The organism is Streptomyces bluensis (genome assembly GCF_014650715.1).
Lineage (GTDB): Bacteria > Actinomycetota > Actinomycetes > Streptomycetales > Streptomycetaceae > Streptomyces > Streptomyces bluensis.
This window is the reverse complement of the sequence record NZ_BMVM01000006.1, coordinates 70,577-89,932: the sequence shown is the minus strand read 5'-3', so window position 1 is coordinate 89,932 and position 19,356 is coordinate 70,577. Positions and strand designations below refer to the sequence as shown.

16 protein-coding genes are annotated in these 19,356 nt (G+C 70.1%); 4 read left to right on the top strand and 12 right to left on the bottom strand.

Going from position 1 to position 19,356, the window contains the following annotated elements:
- Window positions 1–73: 73 nt before the first annotated feature.
- Window positions 74–1,210 (bottom strand): tRNA 2-thiouridine(34) synthase MnmA, encoded by a 1,137-nt coding sequence (gene mnmA, locus IE262_RS17330; protein ID WP_189874681.1) that lies wholly within the window; start codon window positions 1,208–1,210, stop codon window positions 74–76.
- Between the two features lie 60 nt (window positions 1,211–1,270).
- Here mnmA and IE262_RS17325 point away from each other — a divergent pair, with 60 nt between their 5' ends.
- On the top strand, window positions 1,271–1,978 hold the full coding sequence (locus tag IE262_RS17325) for an N-acetylmuramoyl-L-alanine amidase (RefSeq protein ID WP_189874679.1): 708 nt from the start codon (window positions 1,271–1,273) through the stop codon (window positions 1,976–1,978).
- Window positions 1,979–2,092: 114 nt separating this feature from the next.
- Here the strand turns inward: IE262_RS17325 and IE262_RS17320 are convergent, their stop codons facing one another.
- From IE262_RS17320 to IE262_RS17310, 3 genes are all read right to left on the bottom strand, one after another.
- Entirely contained in the window at window positions 2,093–2,539 is a 447-nt protein-coding gene (locus tag IE262_RS17320; protein WP_134036207.1) for an SRPBCC family protein, read from the bottom strand.
- 96 nt (window positions 2,540–2,635) lie between these two features.
- Window positions 2,636–3,805: a cysteine desulfurase family protein gene (locus IE262_RS17315; protein ID WP_189874677.1), complete on the bottom strand. Its 1,170-nt coding sequence runs from the start codon at window positions 3,803–3,805 to the stop codon at window positions 2,636–2,638.
- Between the two features lie 183 nt (window positions 3,806–3,988).
- The gene (locus IE262_RS17310) at window positions 3,989–4,957 is read right to left on the bottom strand and encodes a helix-turn-helix transcriptional regulator (RefSeq protein WP_134036877.1); all 969 of its coding nucleotides are present in this window, start codon (window positions 4,955–4,957) and stop codon (window positions 3,989–3,991) included.
- A gap of 424 nt (window positions 4,958–5,381) precedes the next feature.
- On the opposite strand from IE262_RS17310, the gene IE262_RS17305 reads away from it, so the two are divergent.
- Window positions 5,382–7,565, top strand: coding sequence for an SdrD B-like domain-containing protein (locus tag IE262_RS17305; RefSeq protein WP_189874675.1), 2,184 nt, complete (start codon window positions 5,382–5,384; stop codon window positions 7,563–7,565).
- 129 nt (window positions 7,566–7,694) lie between these two features.
- Here the strand turns inward: IE262_RS17305 and IE262_RS17300 are convergent, their stop codons facing one another.
- On the bottom strand, window positions 7,695–8,975 hold the full coding sequence (locus IE262_RS17300; protein ID WP_189874673.1) for a Dyp-type peroxidase: 1,281 nt from the start codon (window positions 8,973–8,975) through the stop codon (window positions 7,695–7,697).
- Window positions 8,976–9,031: 56 nt separating this feature from the next.
- On the opposite strand from IE262_RS17300, the gene IE262_RS17295 reads away from it, so the two are divergent.
- Both IE262_RS17295 and IE262_RS17290 read left to right on the top strand, forming a co-directional pair.
- Window positions 9,032–10,411, top strand: coding sequence for a right-handed parallel beta-helix repeat-containing protein (locus IE262_RS17295; RefSeq protein WP_373305074.1), 1,380 nt, complete (start codon window positions 9,032–9,034; stop codon window positions 10,409–10,411).
- Window positions 10,408–11,145: a hypothetical protein gene (locus IE262_RS17290; RefSeq protein ID WP_134036195.1), complete on the top strand. Its 738-nt coding sequence runs from the start codon at window positions 10,408–10,410 to the stop codon at window positions 11,143–11,145. The genes IE262_RS17295 and IE262_RS17290 overlap by 4 nt, the downstream gene beginning before the upstream one ends.
- Window positions 11,146–11,216: 71 nt before the next feature.
- On the opposite strand, the gene IE262_RS17285 is transcribed toward IE262_RS17290, so the two are convergent.
- The 7 genes from IE262_RS17285 to IE262_RS17255 all read right to left on the bottom strand — a co-directional run bounded on the left by IE262_RS17285 (window position 11,217) and on the right by IE262_RS17255 (window position 19,301).
- Window positions 11,217–12,071 carry a thioesterase family protein gene (locus tag IE262_RS17285; RefSeq protein WP_189874671.1) on the bottom strand — a complete coding sequence of 285 codons (855 nt, stop codon included), beginning with the start codon at window positions 12,069–12,071 and terminating at the stop codon, window positions 11,217–11,219.
- 25 nt (window positions 12,072–12,096) lie between these two features.
- Window positions 12,097–12,840 (bottom strand): trimeric intracellular cation channel family protein, encoded by a 744-nt coding sequence (locus IE262_RS17280; RefSeq protein ID WP_373305067.1) that lies wholly within the window; start codon window positions 12,838–12,840, stop codon window positions 12,097–12,099.
- 64 nt (window positions 12,841–12,904) lie between these two features.
- Window positions 12,905–14,182: an ABC transporter ATP-binding protein gene (locus tag IE262_RS17275; RefSeq protein WP_229877308.1), complete on the bottom strand. Its 1,278-nt coding sequence runs from the start codon at window positions 14,180–14,182 to the stop codon at window positions 12,905–12,907.
- Window positions 14,183–14,217: 35 nt separating this feature from the next.
- Window positions 14,218–15,315: an ABC transporter ATP-binding protein gene (locus IE262_RS17270; RefSeq protein WP_189874669.1), complete on the bottom strand. Its 1,098-nt coding sequence runs from the start codon at window positions 15,313–15,315 to the stop codon at window positions 14,218–14,220.
- Window positions 15,312–16,313 carry an ABC transporter permease gene (locus IE262_RS17265; RefSeq protein WP_134036183.1) on the bottom strand — a complete coding sequence of 334 codons (1,002 nt, stop codon included), beginning with the start codon at window positions 16,311–16,313 and terminating at the stop codon, window positions 15,312–15,314. Before IE262_RS17265 ends, IE262_RS17270 begins: the two co-directional genes overlap by 4 nt.
- Before the next feature lie 126 nt (window positions 16,314–16,439).
- Window positions 16,440–18,200 (bottom strand): ABC transporter substrate-binding protein, encoded by a 1,761-nt coding sequence (locus IE262_RS17260; RefSeq protein ID WP_189874667.1) that lies wholly within the window; start codon window positions 18,198–18,200, stop codon window positions 16,440–16,442.
- A 99-nt stretch (window positions 18,201–18,299) separates the two neighbouring features.
- A complete protein-coding gene (locus tag IE262_RS17255) occupies window positions 18,300–19,301 on the bottom strand; it encodes an ABC transporter permease (RefSeq protein ID WP_134036178.1) in 1,002 nt (333 codons plus the stop codon).
- Between the last annotated feature and the right edge of the window lie 55 nt (window positions 19,302–19,356).

Here is a 19,356-nt window from a genome sequence, read left to right as displayed (position 1 = left end):
TTTCACGCCACTTGATGTGGGTAACCCACATCAAGCAGCTTATGACGAATACCAGAGCGTGGCCAGAGGACCGTCAGCCGACCTTGACGTCGGTCGTCGCCCTCACCGTCGTCGCGATCGTCGCCGACCCCACCACCCGCGTCCCGTCGTACAGGACGATCGCCTGACCGGGGGCCACGCCCCGGACTGGAGCAGCGAAGGACACCTCCAGGGTGCCGTCGACCAGTTCCGCCGTGACCTCCGTCTCGCCACCGTGGGCGCGGAGCTGGGCGGTGTAGGTGCCCGGGCCGGAGGGGGCCGTACCGCACCAGCGCGGTTTGATCGCCGTCAGGGCGCTCACGTCCAGGGAGGCCGCCGGGCCCACCGTCACCGTGTTGTCCACGGGGGAGATGTCCAGCACGTAGCGGGGCTTGCCGTCGGGGGCCGGGGTGCCGATGCGCAGGCCCTTGCGCTGGCCGATCGTGAAGCCGTACGCGCCCTCGTGGGTGCCCACCTTGGTGCCGGACTCGTCGACGATGTCGCCCTCCGCCCTGCCCAGCCGGCGGGCCAGGAAGCCCTGGGTGTCGCCGTCGGCGATGAAGCAGATGTCGTGCGAGTCGGGCTTCTTGGCGACCGCGAGGCCACGGCGCTCGGCCTCCGCGCGGATCTCCTCCTTGGTCGTCACCGTGTCGCCCAGCGGGAACATCGCGTGGGCGAGCTGCTTCTCGTCGAGCACGCCGAGGACGTACGACTGGTCCTTGGCCATGTCGGAGGCGCGGTGCAGCTCGCGCGTGCCGTCCTCCCTGAGGATCACCTGCGCGTAGTGGCCCGTGCACACCGCGTCGAAGCCGAGCGCGAGGGCCTTGTCCAGGAGCGCGGCGAACTTGATCTTCTCGTTGCAGCGCAGGCAGGGGTTCGGGGTGCGTCCGGCCTCGTACTCGGCGACGAAGTCCTCGACGACGTCCTCGCGGAAGCGCTCGGCGAGGTCCCAGACGTAGAAGGGGATGCCGATGACGTCGGCGGCGCGGCGGGCGTCGCGCGAGTCCTCGATGGTGCAGCAGCCGCGCGCGCCGGTGCGGAACGACTGCGGGTTCGCGGACAGCGCGAGGTGAACGCCCGTCACGTCGTGCCCTGCTTCGGCCGCGCGGGCGGCCGCGACGGCGGAGTCCACACCGCCCGACATGGCGGCGAGGACACGGAGGGGACGGGAACGCTGCGAGGTCTCAGTCATAGCCCTTCAAGAGTACGGGGCCGCGGGAACCGGGTCCCGCGGGTATCCGTTGGTGATCACATGGGGAAACGAAGGTCTCCGGGGAAGAAGCCTCCCCGGGACGGCGACCGGCGGATCGGGCGGCGTGCTCTGCTCATCGGCGGGGCGGTGGCCGCCGCGGGCACCGCCGTGCTCGCCCGCGACGAGCTCGGGCGGCTGTGGTGGCGCGTGCCGGGCGTGGCCAAGCCGCGCAAGGAGGGCGAGGTCGACTTCGCGGGAGCCCGCTGGGTGTCGGCGTCGGACGCGAACTGGCGGCGCGCGGACCGGCCCGACGACTACGGAATAGACATGGTGATCATTCATGTCACCCAGGGCAGCTTCGAGAGCGCGGTGAAGGTCTTCCAGGACCCGGCGCACGGCGCGGCCTCGCACTACGTCGTGCGCGACGACGGCCACGTCACCCAGATGATCCGCGAGCTGGACGTGGCGTTCCACGCGGGAAACCGCGAGTACAACGAGCGGAGCGTCGGCATCGAGCACGCGGGCTTCGTGGAGCGGGCGTCCTCCTTCACGGACGAGATGTACGAGGCGTCCGCGCGGCTCACGGCCCGTATATGCGCGCGGTACGAGATCCCGGTCGACCGCAAGCACATCATCGGGCACGTGGAGGTGCCGGGCACGGACCACACGGACCCCGGCCCGCACTGGGACTGGGACCGGTACATGCGGCTCGTACGGCAGGTACGGGTACGGCAGGTACGGCAGGAGGCCACGGCGGCGGAGACGTGATCCAGCCCGTCGGCGGGCGCCCGCCGCCGCACGCCCGCCTGTCCGCGCGACGCACGCCCGCCTGTCCGCGCGAACCCGGCGGCGTCACGGGGTCACGGTCACGGGGTCACGCGGTCATGCGCCGCCTTCGAGCAGTCTCTTCAGCGTCAGCTCGTTCTGCGGCATCTCCTTGCGGGCGTGCGGGCGCATGACGAGTGGGCCGATCACCCTGCCGATGCCGTGCTCCTCGAAGTCGACGGACAGGGTGACGCGCGACCGTTCACCGCCGGCGATCGGCTCGATCGTCCCCTTCACATGCCCCCGGATGGGGCCGTCGACGCCGTCGAGACGCCAACTCCTCGGCGGATCCAGCTCGGTGACCTCCGTGGTCATCGGGACCTCCCGGCGGCCGATCCGCCGGGTCACCACGACCCGCGAGCCCACGGTCAGAGGGGCGTCCCCCACGGGCCGTACCGAGACGATGCTCTCCTGCCATTCGGGGAGGTGCTCTGGGTTGGTCACGTACGTGAAGACGTCTTCGGGACGACGGGCGATGTCGACGCTTTCCTTGATCGCAGACATATGAGTCCCCTTGTCCTCTTTCTGGCTGCTTACGAAAATCGTCCCATGGCGACGTCGGCACGCAACCCCGGCGGCGTCACGATGCGCAGACTCGCCCTAGCTCAGACCCGCGTTCCGCGCCCGCTCCACCGCCGGGCCGATCGCCTTCGCGAGCGCCTCGACGTCCGCCTCCGTGGAGGTGTGGCCGAGGGAGAAGCGCAGGGTGCCACGGGCCAGGTCGGGGTCGGTGCCGGTGGTGAGGAGCACATGGCTGGGCTGGGCGACGCCCGCCGTGCACGCGGAGCCGGTGGAGCACTCGATGCCCTGGGCGTCCAGCAGGAGCAGGAGCGAGTCCCCCTCGCAGCCCGGGAACATGAAGTGGGCGTTGGCCGGCAGGCGGCCGCCGGGGGACGGATCGCCACCGAGGATCGCGTCCGGGACGGCCGTACGGACCGCGGCGATCAGTTCGTCACGCAGGGCACCGATCTCCCGGGCGAACCACTCGCGCTGCTCGGCGGCGAGACGGCCCGCGACGGCGAACGAGGCGACGGCCGGTACGTCGAGCGTGCCGGAGCGGACGTGGCGCTCCTGGCCGCCACCGTGCAGGACGGGTACCGGGCTGTACTCGCGGCCCAGGAGCAGCGCGCCGATCCCGTACGGGCCGCCGATCTTGTGGCCGGAGACGGTCATCGCCGCGAGGCCGGAGGCACCGAAGTCGACGGGGACCTGACCGAAGGCCTGGACAGCGTCGGCATGCAGGGGGACATCGAACTCCGCTGCCACGTCGGCGAGTTCACGAACCGGCATGATCGTGCCGATCTCGTTGTTGGCCCACATGACGGTGGCCAGGGCGACGTCGTCGGGGTTGCGGGCGATGGCCTCGCGCAGGGCCTCGGGGTGGACGCGGCCGTGTGCGTCGACCGGCAGGTACTCGACGGTGGCGCCCTCGTGCTCGCCCAGCCAGTGGACGGCGTCCAGCACCGCGTGGTGCTCGACGGGGCTCGCGAGGACGCGGGTGCGGGCGGGGTCGGCGTCACGGCGTGACCAGTACAGGCCCTTCACGGCGAGGTTGTCGGCCTCGGTGCCGCCGGAGGTGAGGACGACCTCGCTGGGTCGGGCGGCCAGGGCCTCGGCGAGGGTCTCGCGGGCCTCCTCGACGGTGCGGCGGGCCCTGCGGCCTGCCGCGTGCAGCGAGGAGGCGTTGCCGGTGATGCCGAGCTGGGCGGTCAGGGCCTCTGCCGCCTCCGGGAGCATCGGAGTCGTCGCTGCGTGGTCGAGGTAAGCCATGATGGGGCCGATTCTACGGGGGTGCCGTCCGTCGGCCTCGGCCGACGTGGTGCCGGGCACGCGCCCGCGCCGGCGCTTCGGTCGACGGCACGTGGGGCACCCCTCGGGGTTCCACGAAACCGTGCTGCCGGGGCGCGCCGCACCGCACACGTACGCGGTGGGTCAGGTCGCCTCCCCCGCGGCTCAGTCCTGGTACACCTCCATGACGGAGGCGGCCGCCGCGGCCAGTTCGGCGCGTGCCTCGGGGGGCGAGAGGACCTCCAGCCGGTCGGCGAAGACGAGGAGCCCACGTACCTCACCGAGGCGCCCGTAGGACAGGTGCGCGGTCAGCCACTCGCTCCCGCCGTCGCCCTCCGGCTCTTCCGGCAGGGCGGTCAGCCAGGCGGCCTGGAGACGCAGGAACATGTCAACGTACGCGCGCCGCACCCGCACCGTGACGTCGATGCCCGTCGGCCGCTCCTCGACCTGGCGCCGCAGCGCCTCCCAGACATCGGCGAGTTCGACGCCGGGGCGGCGCTTCACCGGGTCGCTCAGCACGGTCGCCGACCGTACGCGGTCCGCGCGGAACAGCCGCGGTTTTCCTCGCCGGTCGGCGACCAGGTACCAGACGCCTGCCTTGGACACGAGCCCGTACGGGTCGACCGTGTACGTGCTCGGTTCCGCGGCGCCGCTGTGCCGGTAGCTCAGCCGCAGCCGCCGGTCGGCGAAGACGGCGTCCCGCAGTGTCTCCAGGTCGACGGCCCGCCGTGGACCGCCCTTCCAGCGCGAGGCGTCGACGAGGACGCGGCGGCTGGTGGCCTCGGCGGCCGGCCGGTGCGGTGCGGGCAGCGCGGCCATCACCTTGCGCAGCGCCGAGCCGAGTGCCTCGTCCAGGCCGAGCGCCGCGTGCGCGCCCTGCGCCGCGAGGACGAACAGGGCGCGGGACTCGTCGGCGGTCAGCCCCGTGACGTCCGTGCGGAAGCCCGCGAGCAGCTCGATCCCGCCGTGCCGTCCGCGTTCGGCGTACACCGGCACGCCGGACGCCGACAGCGCCTCGACGTCCCGGTAGATGGTCCGCACCGACACCTCAAGGCGCTCGGCGAGTTCGTGTGCCGGGACGCGGCCGCGAGTCTGGAGCAGCAGGAGGATCGAGAGCAGACGGTCGGCCTTCACCGGCCCAGGATTCCAGACGGCACCGACAGGGAGCTGCTGGAGCAGCTGAGCATCGTCACCCACAGCGGGAGGTTGCCTTGCGTGGCAAGGCAACCTCCCTCTGACAGTCTCTACTTGTCGTCCGAGTTCGTCTTCGAGGCGCTGTCCGCAGCCGCCTCAGCTGCCTCGGCGGCTTCAGCAGGCCCGCGGTCACCCATTCGGCCTATAGCTACCTTCCGTGCGCGCGCAGTTACTATGAGCTAGGGGTGTGGCTGCGATGCAGCGAGGGGGCCGTGTTTGCACAGGACTCATGAGAGGCCTGACGTCCGAGACCTGACCCGCGTTTCTCCTGTCGAAAGCCGCCGAACATCCAGGGCTCCGGGCGAAGCCCGTGTCCGTTCTGCGCCCCCTTCCATGGCAACTGCGAGGCAGAGATGGGAATGACGTGATCCGACGAACAGCCTGGCGGGCGGTGATGGCGCTGAGTTGCGCCGGCGCCCTGCTGGTGCCTGCCGTGCCGGCCGCCGCCGACCCCGGCGAGGGCAAGCTGACGGTCAATGTGTTCAGGGAGTTCGCCGCGAAGGGGACTCTCAACCCGCAGATCCAGACCGCCTTGGCCGGGGCGACCATTCGCGTCACGAGCGACCAGTCAGGAGAGACACGGACCTACCCGGTCGGTCCCAACGGGACCGTCACCATCGACTTCGATGATTGGGACTACTCCGAGGGGAAGTACAAGGTCGAGCTGATCGACTGGCCGGACAAGTACGACCCGGCCACCGGCACCGGCTTCCTCCAGCCGGCGTTCGCCGGCACGGGACTGTCCTCCCACCTGGGCTTCGTCAACATGAGAAGAGGCCAGGACACCACGCTCAACATGGCCGTGTGGAATCCCGACGACTACTGCCAGGACAATCCCACCCTGGTCACGGCCTGCCAGCAGGCGGCGACCAAGCCGGGCGAGAAGACGCTGGTCACCTTCCCGTACAACTCCCGCGGAGACACCCAGGGCAGCACCACGAACCCGAAGCCGATCGCCACGGTCCAGGACACCGGCGCTGTCTACGGGCTCGCCTACCGCAAGAAGGACAAGCGGCTCTTCTCCGGGGCCTACGCCAAGCGCCACACCGAGTACGGCCCCGACGACCAGGGCGCGATCTACGTGACCGACCGGACCACGGGCGCCACCAGCCTGTTCACGAAGGTTCCCAACGCGGGAGCGACCCCGCACCAGCAGGGCAATCGAGTGGATGCCCCGTTCGCCAACCGGCCCGGCAAGGAGTCTCTCGGCGACATCGACATCTCTTCGGACGGCTCGGAGCTGTACGTCGTCAACATGAACGACGGCAATCTCTACACCTACGACGCGACGCAGGCCACGGCCGGCGGTCCCCAGCGCGCACCGGTCCCGATCCCGGATTCCGCCTGTTCCCCCGCCGGCGACTGGCGGCCGATGGGCCTCGGGGTGCGCGACGGTGTGGTGTACGTGGGCGGCGTCTGCTCCGCCGAGAGCACGCAGGATCCCACCAAGCTGAGGGCGGTGGTGTGGACGTACGACCCGACCACTGCCACGTTCGGCGCCGCGCCCATCGTCGACGAACCACTGAACTTCCCCCGCGACCCGGCCAATGATCCCACCCCGGGCGACTGGAAGCCGTGGACGCAGGACAACCTGGCCACGTTCCCCATGGGGAACGTGGCCTACCCACAGCCCATGCTCAGCGACATCGAGATCGAGCGTGACGGCGGCCTGGTCCTGGGCTTCCGCGACCGGTTCGGAGACCAGTCCGGGCTGCAGATCCCCAACGCCAACCCCAACGGACCCATCGAGAGCACCGTCACCGGCGGCGACATCATCAAGGTCTGCCGCAAGTCCGGCACCTACCACTGGGAGGGCAGCGCCGACTGCCCCCGCCCGCAGGGCGGCAACGAGTGGTTCACCGGCGACACCTTCTACACCGGGACCGGCCACCGGGAGGCGGCGTGGGGCGCGCTCGCGCTGCCGCTGCAGCAGGACACGATCGCCAGCACCTTCCTGGATCCGGCGCGCACCATCAACTCCGGCGGGATCGGGTGGTTCGACCGGACGACGGGCCATCGTGACGCGGTCAAGGACGGGTTCGGGGTCGTCTACGCCACCGACGGCGGCTTCGGCAAGGCCAATGGTCTGGGCGACCTGGAACTGCTGTGTGACGACCCGCCGGTGCAGATCGGCAACCGGGTCTGGCTCGACGACGGCGGCGGCACCCAGAACTCCGACGGCAACGAAATCAACGGCATCCCGGACGTGACCGTCACCCTCAAGGATTCGGCCGGGCGGGTCATCGCGACGAAGAAGACCGACGCCAAGGGCGAGTACTACTTCGACCATCGCGACGGTCTCCAGCCGAACACCGCCTACACGGTGGAGTTCGACAAGACCACCGCCGACACCAGCAAACTGCCCCGCCGCCCCACCATCGCCCAACTGAAGTGGACGCCCACCACGGGCCCGGACCCAGCGACCAACTCGGACGCCGAGTGGACCGGCGGCGACGACCGAGCCCCGACCGCGGTGGCGAAGGTGACGACCGGCCCGCCCGGCTCGGTCAACCACGACCTGGACGCCGGAATGTGGGCGGGCACCTGACAGTCGCCCCGCGTCCGCCGGGAGGATCCGGGCCACGCCGGTACGGGCGGCCCGGATCCTCCGGCTTCTTCCAGGCACACCGGTTTCTTCCAGGCACACCGGTTTCTTCCCGGCTCAGGAGAACAGTGGTCAGGAGAACAGTGCGGCGCCAAGCGGACGCGTCCCGGTGAATCCCGGTAGCACGAGAAAGGTGCCGGAGGCGGTGGCCATGGCGAAGGAGGACAGATCGTCGCCGTCATCCAGCCGCTGCTGCGTGGCCACGAACGTGCGCAGTTCACGCTGGAAGCAGATGAACAGCAGCCCGCGGTCCTCCGGTCCGTTGGCGTAGCTGTAGCCGCGGCGCAGCATCAGTCCGCTGCCTGTGCCGCCCGGGTTGGCGCGGCGTGCGTGGGCCATGGCGGGGAGCAGGTAACGGCCCTGCGGGGACTTCGCGCCCAGGTCCAGGGGTGCGTCCGGGCCGCCGCCGCTCAGTGGTGCCCCGTCCTCGCGACGCCGCCCGATCGCCCGCTCCTGCTGTGCGAGGCCCTGAGCGAGGAAACGTGCCACATCCAGCCGCAGGCGCCGCACCACCGCGACCGTGCCGCCCCGCACCCGGGCCGGGGCCGGAAGCCACACCTCCCGGTCCAACTCCCGTCCGCTGCGCGGTACGACGATGCCGTCCAGGAACCCCAGCAGATTGCGCACCGGCACCGGCTGTCCGGCCTGTCCCGCGCGTGTGGGCGGCGCAGGGTGCCGGAAACCGTGCTGCGTCCAGCGCGGCACCGTCGACTGCTCCTGGAGCCAGGCTCTCAGGGCGCCGTCGGCCAGCGTCACCACCTGCGGGTCGGACGCGCAGACCTGGATCATCAGATCGCCGCCCCGGACCGAGTCGGGCATCTCCTCCCGGGCGAAACCAGGCAGTTCACGGGCTCCGGGCAGGTCGCCGTCCACTGCGGCGACGACCCGTGGGCCCACTCCTACGGTGACGGTCAGGTCGCCCGGCGGGAGCCCGCCCAAGGCCGCGTCACCGTCGCGCGCGGTGAGCGTGAGGACACGGGTGCCCAACTCGGCGACGAGTCTCCCGCTCCGGCGCACGAAGTCACTGCCCGGCGAGTCCGAGTGGCCGGCTCCTGGCAGGTCGTACACCGACAGGGCCACGTGCTGCTGAGGCTGTACCGGACGGTCGACCCCGGCTTGGCGACCGCCCCGGGCGGACACGGCCACCGCCCCCGGCGCGGGAGACAACCCCGCCCGGGAGACCCCCGCCCGGGTCACGCCGCTCAGGGAAGTGGCCGGCCGTTCCCGCGCACCGACCACGTATCCGGTGATTCCGCCGGCCACTACGGCCGCCGTGCCCCTCACCAGCGCCCTGCGCCGCAACGGCCGCTGCTCCGTACCTGATTCACCCAACCGAGTACTGTCAGTGGTCATTCGAGCACTTTAAGCTAAATCCCGCTGTCCTCACGGATCGGAAGAAACCGCACATGATGCCGCTCATCGCCCGCCGGGCACACGGCCGTTGGCGCGCCGCAATGCTGGGCGGCGTGCTGGCTGCCGCGCTCCTGTGCGGCGGCTGCTCGGGAACGTCCACCCCCACCGACGGCCACGCCCCCGCCCGTTCAGCCCGGCCCGCCACCATCCGGGTGCCGACGCAGGCGGCGACGATCAACGCCGCCCTCGCCCGGGCCCGCCCCGGCGACCTGGTGCTCGTCTCGCCCGGCGTGTACCACGAGAGCGTGCGGGTGCGCACCGCACGCGTGGTGCTGCGGGGCACCGATCGCAATCGCGTCATCATCGACGGCCAGGGCCGGCGCTCCAACGGCGTCGTGGTCACCGCCGCGGGCGTCTCCGTGGAGAACCTGACCGTCCGCAACCACCTCCTCAACGGGGTCCTGGTCACCGGTATGAGCGACGCCGACGGCGGACTCGCCCGCGGCAGCGACGGCTACCAGCGCCTGGACCCGGCCCGCTTCCCTCCTCTGGACGGCTTCCGCGTCCGCTATGTCACCGCTCACGCCAACGGCCTGTACGGCATCTACGCGTTCAACGCCCAACGCGGCGTGATCGAGCGCAACCACGCCTCCGGCAGTGCCGACTCCGGCCTCTACGTGGGCCAGTGCAAGCCCTGCCACGTACTCGTCCAGGACAACATCGCCGACCACAACGCCATCGGCTACGAGGGCACCAACGCCAGCGGCCCCATCTGGGTGCTGCGCAACCGGTTCACCCACAACCGGGTCGGCCTGACCGTCAACACCGACTACCAGGAAGCGTATGTACCCCAGACCGGTGGCGTGATCGCAGGCAACCTGGTCTCCGACAACAACGCCCCCGACACCCCCGAGCAGGCCGACGGCGGCTTCGGGATCGGTATCGGCATCGCCGGCGGCCAGGACAACACGCTTCTGCGCAACCGCGTCAGCGGCAACTCACGGGCCGGTATCGTGCTCGCCTCCCACGAGGACGTACCTCCCCTGGGCAACCGGCTGGAGGACAACACCCTGTCCGGCAACGCGGTCGACATCACCTACCGGGCATCGGCCCGATCCCCCGGTCACGGCAACTGCCTGCGCGGCAACACCCTGCACCGCACCCTTCCCGAAGACCTCCCCCGCACCGCACCCTGCCCGCGGGGAAACAGCAAGTCCTCCCCCACGGCCCCGGGCACCCGCACCACCCCGCCACCGGCCGGAATCCCCTTCCTCGACGTCGCCCCGCCCCCCGCCCAGCCACAGCTCCCGCACGCCCGCACCGCGCCCGCCACACCCGCCCTCCACCTGCCCGGCGACGTACACCCGGACCGCGTACCCCTCCCCTCGCCGGACCTCCTCGCCACACGCCACCGCCAGGATGCGACCGCACGATGACGCCGCCACGCCGCCGCACCCTGCCGCGCCTTCCCATCTGCGGCATCGCACTGACCCTGCTGACCCTCCTCGGCACATCGGCCTGCACCCACGACAAGGCGCCCGCCCCGGCCACCACCACGACCGCCCCCGCCCTGACCACCCGGCAGGCCGAACTGCTCGCCCTCACCCGGTTCACCAACTACCGGCGCGGCACCGCCCAGATCACAGCCGACATCCCCGTCCAAGGCCACCCCGCCCGGCTCACCGGCCGCCTCGACTGGCGCCACGGAACGGGACTCGCCATCCTCCAAGGCAACGGCGGTGTCCTCGAACACGGACGCCACCTCCTGCGCTGGAACCACACCACCGTCTCCGTGCGGCACAACTGGACCGGCCCCCTCCCCACGCCCCCACCCCAGCGCGGCTGGGCCCAACGCGAGCTCACGGCTCGGGCGTCCACCATCGACACCGCGCTGCTTCTGCTGCTCAGCCTGGCCGCCGACCGTCCCGACAACGCCCAACTGCTGCTCCGCAGCGGCGCCCGCCGCCTCGGTGACGAGGAAGTAGCAGGAGTCCCCGTCACGGTGTTCGCCGGCCCCTCCGCCACCCCACCCCAAGGGGCGACCCCGGAAACGGCCCGCACCACTCCAAGCCGTACCCGCTACTGGGTCGAGGCGGATGGCCGGCTCCGCCGCTTCTCAGCACGGCTGGGCGGCGGCACCGAGTGGCTGGTCGCGACATTCTCCGCGTAACGTCCAGCCACACCCATCGATGTGCGGTTCGCCCTACACCGACCACACCGACAGCCTCCGCGCGGCAGGTCTCAGCCGAGCCGCACCCGCGCCAGCTGCCGCGACTGGGCGACCAGACGGTCGGCGCTGTCCCAGACCTCGGCGTCCTCCTCCAGGAAGCCGCCGGCGAGGTTGCGGGTGATGAGGGAGACCCGCAGGGGGCCCGGCGCCGGGCGGGACCGTACGTGCACGGTGAGCTCGATCGTGGGGACCCACCCCGAGATGCCCAGCTCGAAGGCGGTGGGCGGCAGTGCGTCCACCGCGAGCAGCAGCGAGAGGGGGTCCGCGTCGCGGCCGTCCGCGAGGCCGAACCACGCCCGCATCTCGCCCTTCCCGGACGGTGCGCCGAGCGCCCAGCCGAGCGTCGACGGGTCGAGCTTCAGCATCAGCCGCTCGGTGATGGACGAGCTGCCGGAGACCGGGGTCGGTCCGTCCTGTGGACCGAAGCAGCGGTCCATGGGCGGGAACACGGGCGGCTTCGCCGTCGTACGGACATCGTCGGGCAGGGAGTCCAGGTCGCCGTACGAGGCGAGGACGCGGATCCGTTCGACCTCGTGGCCGTTGTCGTCGTACTGGAAGAGGGAGGCCTGGCCGGTGGAGAGGGTGCGGCCGGTGCGGACGACGTCCGTGCGGATCACCGCGGGGCCCGGACGGGACGCCGTCAGGTAGTGCGCGGAGACCGTGAACGGGTCGGAGTGCGGAAGGGCATCCGCGAGGGCACGGCCCAGGACGGCCAGGAGGTATCCGCCGTTGGCGGCGTTGATGATCGTCCACCCGGCGGAGAGGTCGATGTCGTAGACACCCTCGTCGCGCCGCGTCACGGCGGTGTCGCGGTCGAACTCGCTGTCGCCGATGGTCGCCTGGGTTGCCGGGGTCACCTGGGTCATGGCGGTACCGTACAACAGGAAATTACTAAGCAGTAGCTTTATGGGCTCGTCCGTCCTCTCGTCCGTCCTCTCGTCCGTCCTCTCGTCCCTCCGCTCGTCGCTCCCCTCGCCCCTCCGCCTCCGTCGCCGAGGACCTCCGGTTCCAGGCCCTCGGCGCCCTCCAGTGGAAGCGCATCGCGAGCAGCCGCAGCGCGAACGCGGTGGCCGCGGCGAGTGCCGAGGTGAGCGGAGTGAGGGCGTCGTAGCGGATGCACAGCACGACCAGGACGGCGCCGACCATCGCGGGCACCGCATACAGATCGCGGTCCCAGCGCAACAGCGACGGGACCTCGTTGGCGAGCACGTCGCGCAGGACGCCGCCCCCGACGGCGGTCGCGAGCCCGAGGGCCGCCGAGGCGGTGAGGCCGAGCCCGTACTCGTACGCCTTCGTCGTGCCCGAGACGCAGAACAGCCCGAGCCCGGCCGCGTCGAAGACGTTCACGCCGGTCTGGATGCGCTCCACCTGCGGGTGGAGGAAGAAGACGAGGAGGGCGGCGACCAGTGGGGTCAGGAAGTAGCCGAGGTCGGTGAACGCCGCGGGCGGTACGGCCCCGATGACCAGGTCCCGGAACAGCCCCCCGCCCAGCGCGGTGACCTCGGCGAGGACGGCGATGCCGAAGACGTCGAAGTTCTTGCGGACGGCCAGCAGGGCGCCGGAGATCGCGAAGACGAAGATGCCGATCAGGTCGAGCGTGTGCTGGACGGAAGGGTTGAAGAGTTGCTGGAGCACCTGAGCATTGTTACGCACAGAGGGCGGCTGCCTTGTATTGCAAGGCAGCCGCCCTCCACAGCCTCTACTTATCGTCCGAGTTCGACTTCTCAGCGCCTTCCTCGGCCACCTCGGCTTCCCCCGCGGCCTCGGCCGCCTCCGCCACCTCGGCCGCCAGCGCCTCAGATGTCTCCGCCGACTCGGCGAGCACCGCGTCCGGCACCAGTTCCCCCGCGTCCTTCGCGGCGGAGAGGAGGACCGTGTCCTGCGGCGCCTGGTCCTCGAAGTTCTCCGGGTGGTGGCAGGCCACCCGCTGGCCCGGCTTCAGCTCCAGCAGCGGCGGTTCCGTGGTCTTGCAGATCTCCGTCGCCTTCCAGCACCGCGTGTGGAAGCGGCAGCCGCTCGGCGGGCTGATCGGCGAGGGCACGTCGCCACGGAGCAGGATGCGCTCGCTCTTGGCCGAACGGCGCTTGGGGTCGGGGATCGGCACCGCCGACATCAGCGCCTTGGTGTACGGGTGCATCGGCGCCTTGTAGAGCGCGTCACGATCGGCGAGCTCCACGATCTTGCCGAGGTACATCACCGCGATGCGGTCCGAGACATGGCGGACCACGGACAGGTCGTGCGCGATGATCACATACGTCAGCCCGAGCTCCTGCTGGAGGTCGTCCAGCAGGTTGACGACCTGCGCCTGGATCGACACATCGAGCGCGGAGACGGGCTCGTCGGCGACGACCAGCTTCGGGTTGAGCGCGAGGGCGCGGGCGATGCCGATGCGCTGGCGCTGGCCGCCGGAGAATTCGTGCGGATAGCGGTTGTAGTGCTCGGGGTTGAGGCCGACCACCGACAGCAGCCGCTGCACCTCCTTCTTGATGCCGCCTTCGGGGGTGACCTTCTGGAGGCGGAAGGGGGCGCCGACGATCGTGCCGATGGTGTGGCGCGGGTTCAGCGACGAGTACGGGTCCTGGAAGATCATCTGCACGTCCCGGCGCAGCGGACGCATGCCGCCGACGCCGAGGTGCGTGATGTCCTTGCCCTCGAACTCGACCGTTCCGGCGGTCGGTTCGAGCAGCCGGGTGATCAGCCGGCCCATCGTCGACTTGCCGCAGCCCGACTCGCCCACCACGCCGAGGGTTTCGCCCGAGCGCACCTCGAAGTCGATGCCGTCGACGGCGCGGACGGCGCCGGTCTGGCGCTGGAGCAGGCCCTTACGGATCGGGAAGTGCTTCTGGAGCCCGGTGACCTTCAGCAGGATCTCGCCCGGGGCGGCGTCCTTGGTGAGGGTCGCGCCCGCGGTCTCGCCTGCGGTCGCGTCCGTGGTCGTACCCGGTTCCGCGCCGTCGGCCTGTGCAGGGATGCTCACTGCTTTGCCCTCTGCTTTGTCCTCTGCGTTCTCACTCACAGCTTCGGCGCAATCTCTTCGGTCCAGATCCGCTCCCGCTGCTCCTGCGTCATGTGGCAGGCGGCCCAGTGCCGGCCGCCGACCTCGGTCAGCTCGGGCCGGACCGTGCGGGTGACGTTGTCCTTCGGGAGGTCCGCGTACGGGCAGCGCGGGTTGAAGGCGCAGCCGGACGGGATGTTGATCAGCGAGGGCGGGGAGCCCTTGACCGGGATGAGCCGGTCCTGCTGGTCGCGGTCGAGGCGCGGCATCGAGCCGAGCAGGCCCCAGGTGTAGGGGTGGCGGGGCTCGTAGAACACCTTCTCGGCGGGGCCGCGCTCCACGCACCGGCCGCCGTACATCACCAGGATGTCGTCGGAGAGTTCGGCGACGACGCCCAGGTCGTGGGTGATGATGATGACAGCGGAGCCGAACTCCTTCTGCAGGTCCCGGATGAGGTCGAGGATCTGCGCCTGGACGGTCACGTCGAGGGCGGTCGTCGGCTCGTCCGCGATGAGCAGTTCGGGGTTGTTGACCAGCGACATCGCGATCATCGCACGCTGGCGCATACCGCCGGAGAACTCGTGCGGGTAGCTGTCGACGCGCTTGTCCGGCTGGGGGATGCCGACCCGGTCGAGCATCTCCACGGCACGGCGTTTGGCGGTCTTCTTGTCCACGTCGTGGTGGGTCCGGTACGCCTCCACGATCTGCTGGCCGATCGTGTAGTACGGGTGCAGCGCGGACAGCGGGTCCTGGAAGATCATCGCCATCTCGCGGCCCCGCAGCTTGCGCACGTGGTCCGGGTCGGCGGACAGCAGCTCGGTGCCGTCGAGCCAGATCTCGCCGGAGATCTGCGCCTTGCGCTTGCCGTACTGGCCCGCGGTGTGCAGGCCCATGATGCCGAGCGAGGTGACCGACTTGCCGGAGCCGGACTCGCCCACGATGCCGAGGGTCTTGCCCTTCTCCAGCGAGAAGCTGAGCCCGTCGACGGACTTGACCAGGCCGTCGTCGGTCGGGAAGTGCACCTTCAGATCGCGTACTTCGAGGAAGGCGGAGGGGGCGGGAGAGCCGGCGACGGGTTCTGACACGGCCGCCCCCGTCTTGTTCAGTTCGGTCATCCCAGCCTCACTCGCGGGTCGATGACGGCGTACAGAAGGTCCACGACGAGGTTGGCGACGGCGATCGCGAGGGCCGCGAACAGGGTCACGCCCAGGATCACCGGCAGGTCCTTGCTGCTGATGGCCTGGACCGCGGCGAGCCCGAGGCCGGGCAGGTTGAACGTCGACTCGGTGAGCACGGCGCCGCCGAGCAGCACACCGATGTCGAGGCCGAAGACGGTGAGGATCGGCGTCATCGCGGAGCGCAGGGCGTGCCGGGTGATGACGACGCGCTCACCGAGGCCCTTGGCGCGGGCGGTGCGGATGTAGTCCTCACCGAGCACCTCCAGCATGGTGGCGCGGGTGAGGCGGGCGTACATCGCGGCGTTGAGGAGGGCGAGCACGATCCACGGCAGGATCAGCGTCTCGAACCAGACGCCCACGGGGTCGTCGGTGCTCAGGTTGTCCGTGATCTTCACCCAGCCGAGGGTGTGCACGAAGATGCCCATCGCGACCATGCCGGTGAAGAAGATCGGCAGGGAGACACCGCCGAGGGCGGCGATCATCGCGCCGCGGTCCCAGATGGTGCCCCGCTTGAGCGCGGAGACCACACCGGTGGCGACACCGCCGGCCAGCCACAGGACGCAGGCGCCGGCGGCGAGCGCGCCGGTGACGGGCAGCGCGTCTTTGAGGGTGTCCCACACCGGCTGCTCCGTGACGAAGGAGTAGCCGAAGCAGGGGGCCGGGCAGTGGGACACGTCGTTGCCGTTGGCGAACTCGCGTCCCATGGGGATGCCCTTGACGAACTCCCAGAACTGCGCGAGCAGCGGATCGTCGAGGCCCAGCTTGGTGCGGATGCCCTCGACCTGCTCGGCTCCCGTGGCCTTGCCGGCGAAGAGGACGGCGATGTCCTGTCCCGCCCACTTGGGCAGCATGTAGAAGACGGTGAAGGTCGCGAGCAGTACGACCAGCACCATGATGACGACGGCGATCAGGCGCCGGATGAGATAAGCAAGCACTGTGCGCGGCCCGGCGGCGGCCGGAACTCCTCGTGGGAGTCCCGGCCGCCGCCCGGGGCCATCACCTGCCCTTCGGACTGGCGGGTTTCGGCGGCAAGGGAACGGTCGGCTACGGCAGTTCGGCGGTTACTTCGTGACGCCGAGCATGACGTAGTCGTAGCGGCCGTTGTACGCGGCGGACGAGTAGACGTTCGTCAGTCGCGGGCTGCGCCAGGAGATGTTCTTCTCGTAGATGAAGGGCATCCAGTCGGCGTTGTCGAGGAGGCGCTTGTTCATCTCCTCGTAGATCTTCTTGGCCTCGGCCGGGTCGGTCGAGGCGATCGCGTCGTCGAACATCTTGTCGATGTCCTTGTCGTCGATCTGCGACTCGTTGTAGTTGCCGTTCGGGAAGATGAAGCGGCTGTCGTACAGCGGCTGCGCGTAGCCCTGGCCGGTCGGGAAGTCCGGGCCCCAGCCGCTCATGGTCATGCCGTAGCCGCGCTCCTTCACGACCTTCGGCGAGCCGGAGATGCTGGAGGACTGGGCGCCGTCGATCGGGTCGACCTCGACCTTGATGCCGACCTTGCCCAGCTGCTCCTGGAGCGCCTCGGCCGCGTCGACCTCGCCCGGGTTGTTGTTACGGGCGGTGATCTTGGTGGAGAAGCCGTTCGGCTTGCCGCACTCCTTCAGTGCCTCCTTGGCCTTCGCGACGTCCGGCTTGCCCTTGCGGGCGAGGACGCCGTACGGGTCGTAGTCGGTGTAGCCCGGGATCGACTTCGGGAAGACCGAGTTGGCGATCTCACCACCGGCCACCTCGCCACCGCGCACCTGCTGCAGGCCCGCGAAGTCCGTGGCGTAGAAGACCGCCTTGCGGCAGTTGGCGTTGTCGAACGGCTTGGCCGTGTGGACGAGCGCCACGTAGCGGACGAAGGACGTCTGGATGTTGTCGACGTTGGCCTTGTGGTCCTGGACGGCGGTGACGCGGCCGGACTGGGTCATGCCGGTGCCGTTGACGTCGAGGTCGTAGTCGCCCTCCATCAGCCGCTTGTCGTTCTCCTCCAGGTTGGCGGAGATCGTCACGGTGATCTTGTCCGGGAGGGCCGGACGGAGCGGGTCCGAGGACTTCTTCCAGTTGGTGTTGCGCACCAGGACCAGGCTCTTGCCGGCCTTGTACGACTCGACCTTGTACGGGCCGGAGGAGAACGGCTTCTGCGTGTACTTGGCCGCGGTGTCCTCGCTCTGCTTCACCGGGGCGCCGGTGGGCATCGCCAGGAACTGCTCGAAGTCACCGTTGGGCTTGGGCAGCTTGAAGACGATGGTCTTGTCGTCGGGCGTCTCGATGGCCTTCAGACCCAGCTTGTCCTTGGACTTGTCCTTGTAGGGGCCGGGGTACTCGCCCTTGGGGTCCAGGGTCGCCTTGATGTAGGCGGGACCACCGGTGATGACGTCGGTCGCCCAGATGCGCTCGATGCCGTACTTGATGTCCTTGGAGGTCAGCGTCGAGCCGTCCTCCCAGGTCAGGCCGTCACGCAGCTTGTACGTGTAGGTCTTGCCGTCGTCGGAGATCTCGGCGGGGCCGGTGGCCAGGTCGCCGACCAGCTTGTTGGAGGCGTCGCCCGGCTTGGTGTCGTACGTGACCAGGGTGCGGGTGAAGAACCGCATGAAGTCCCAGGTCATGCCGTAGTAGGTGCGCTGCGGGTCCAGGGAGTCGAAGTCCTGCTTGCCTATGAACTTCAGCGTCCCGCCCTTCTTGGTGGACGCGTTGACGACCTTGTCCAGCGCCGCGTTGTAACCCGCGCCCTTCTCGGAGCCATTGTCGCTGCTGTCACCTCCACCGCACGCCGTGGTGGTCACCAGCGCGGCGACTACGAGGGCCGCACCGGCAGCAAGCCGTCGCTTGGAAAGCATCTCTTCTCTAACCTCCGAGATTCGCGGTCCCGGTCCTGAGCCGGAGAACCATGGGATCAGCCACCTGACGGTGCGGCAGGGGCAAGTCGTGTGCGGGCTCTAGCGGGCGCCCTTGGGGTCCAGCGCATCGCGCAGACCGTCTCCGAAGAGGTTGAACGCGAGGACGGTGACGAAGATGGTCGCGCCGGGGAAGACCATGAACATCGGGTCGTGCTCGTAGGTCTCCAGCGCGTCGCGCAGCATGCCGCCCCAGGACGCTGTCGGCGGCCGCACACCCGCGCCGAGGAAGCTGAGCGCCGCCTCCGTGAGGATGTTGGTGGGGATCATCAGCGTGGCGTAGACGAGGATCGGGGCGACCAGGTTGGGCAGCAGCTCCCGGAAGAGGATGTGCCGCCTGCCGCCGCCGAGGCTGCGCGCGGCCTCGACGTACTCGCGCTCACGCAGGCTCAGGGTCTGGCCGCGCACGATGCGGCCCACGTACGGCCAGCCGAAGAAGCCGATGACCAGGACGAGTACGCCGATCCGCACGCCCGAACCGGTCAGGCCCAGCAGGTCGTCGGGGAGAACCGAGACGAGGGAGATGATGAAGAGGAGCTGCGGGAAGGAGAGCAGCACGTCCATGGTGCGGCTGATCAGGGCGTCGATCCAGCCGCCGAAGTAGCCCGCGATGATGCCGAACAGGGTGCCGAGCGCGACGGCGACGACGGCGGCGAGGAACGCCACGAGCAGGGAGATCCGGGCGCCGTAGACGATGCGGCTGAACACGTCGCGGCCCTTGTTGGGCTCGACGCCGAAGAGGAAGTCACTGCTCACGCCGCCCCACGCGCCCTGCGGCAGGTTGGTCAGCGGGTCCAGCTTGTCCTGGTTGAACTGGTTCGGCGGGTGGCCGAGCAGGCCGACGATCAGCGGGGCGAACACGGCGACCAGAGTCAGGAAGAGCACGAAGGCGCCACCGGCGAGCGCGACCTTGTCCTGCTTGAGACGGTTCCAGGCGATCTGTTTGAGGGACCGGCCCTCGACCTTCGTGGCGCCTGTCTCCGCCGGGTCGGCAGGAGCAGTCGGGGCCGCTTCCGCGGTCGTGTCGTGCAGTGGCGCCGTCATCTGGCAGGGACCCCTCTCAACCGGCGGTGACCGGCCCGCGCTTGCCGCTGTAGCG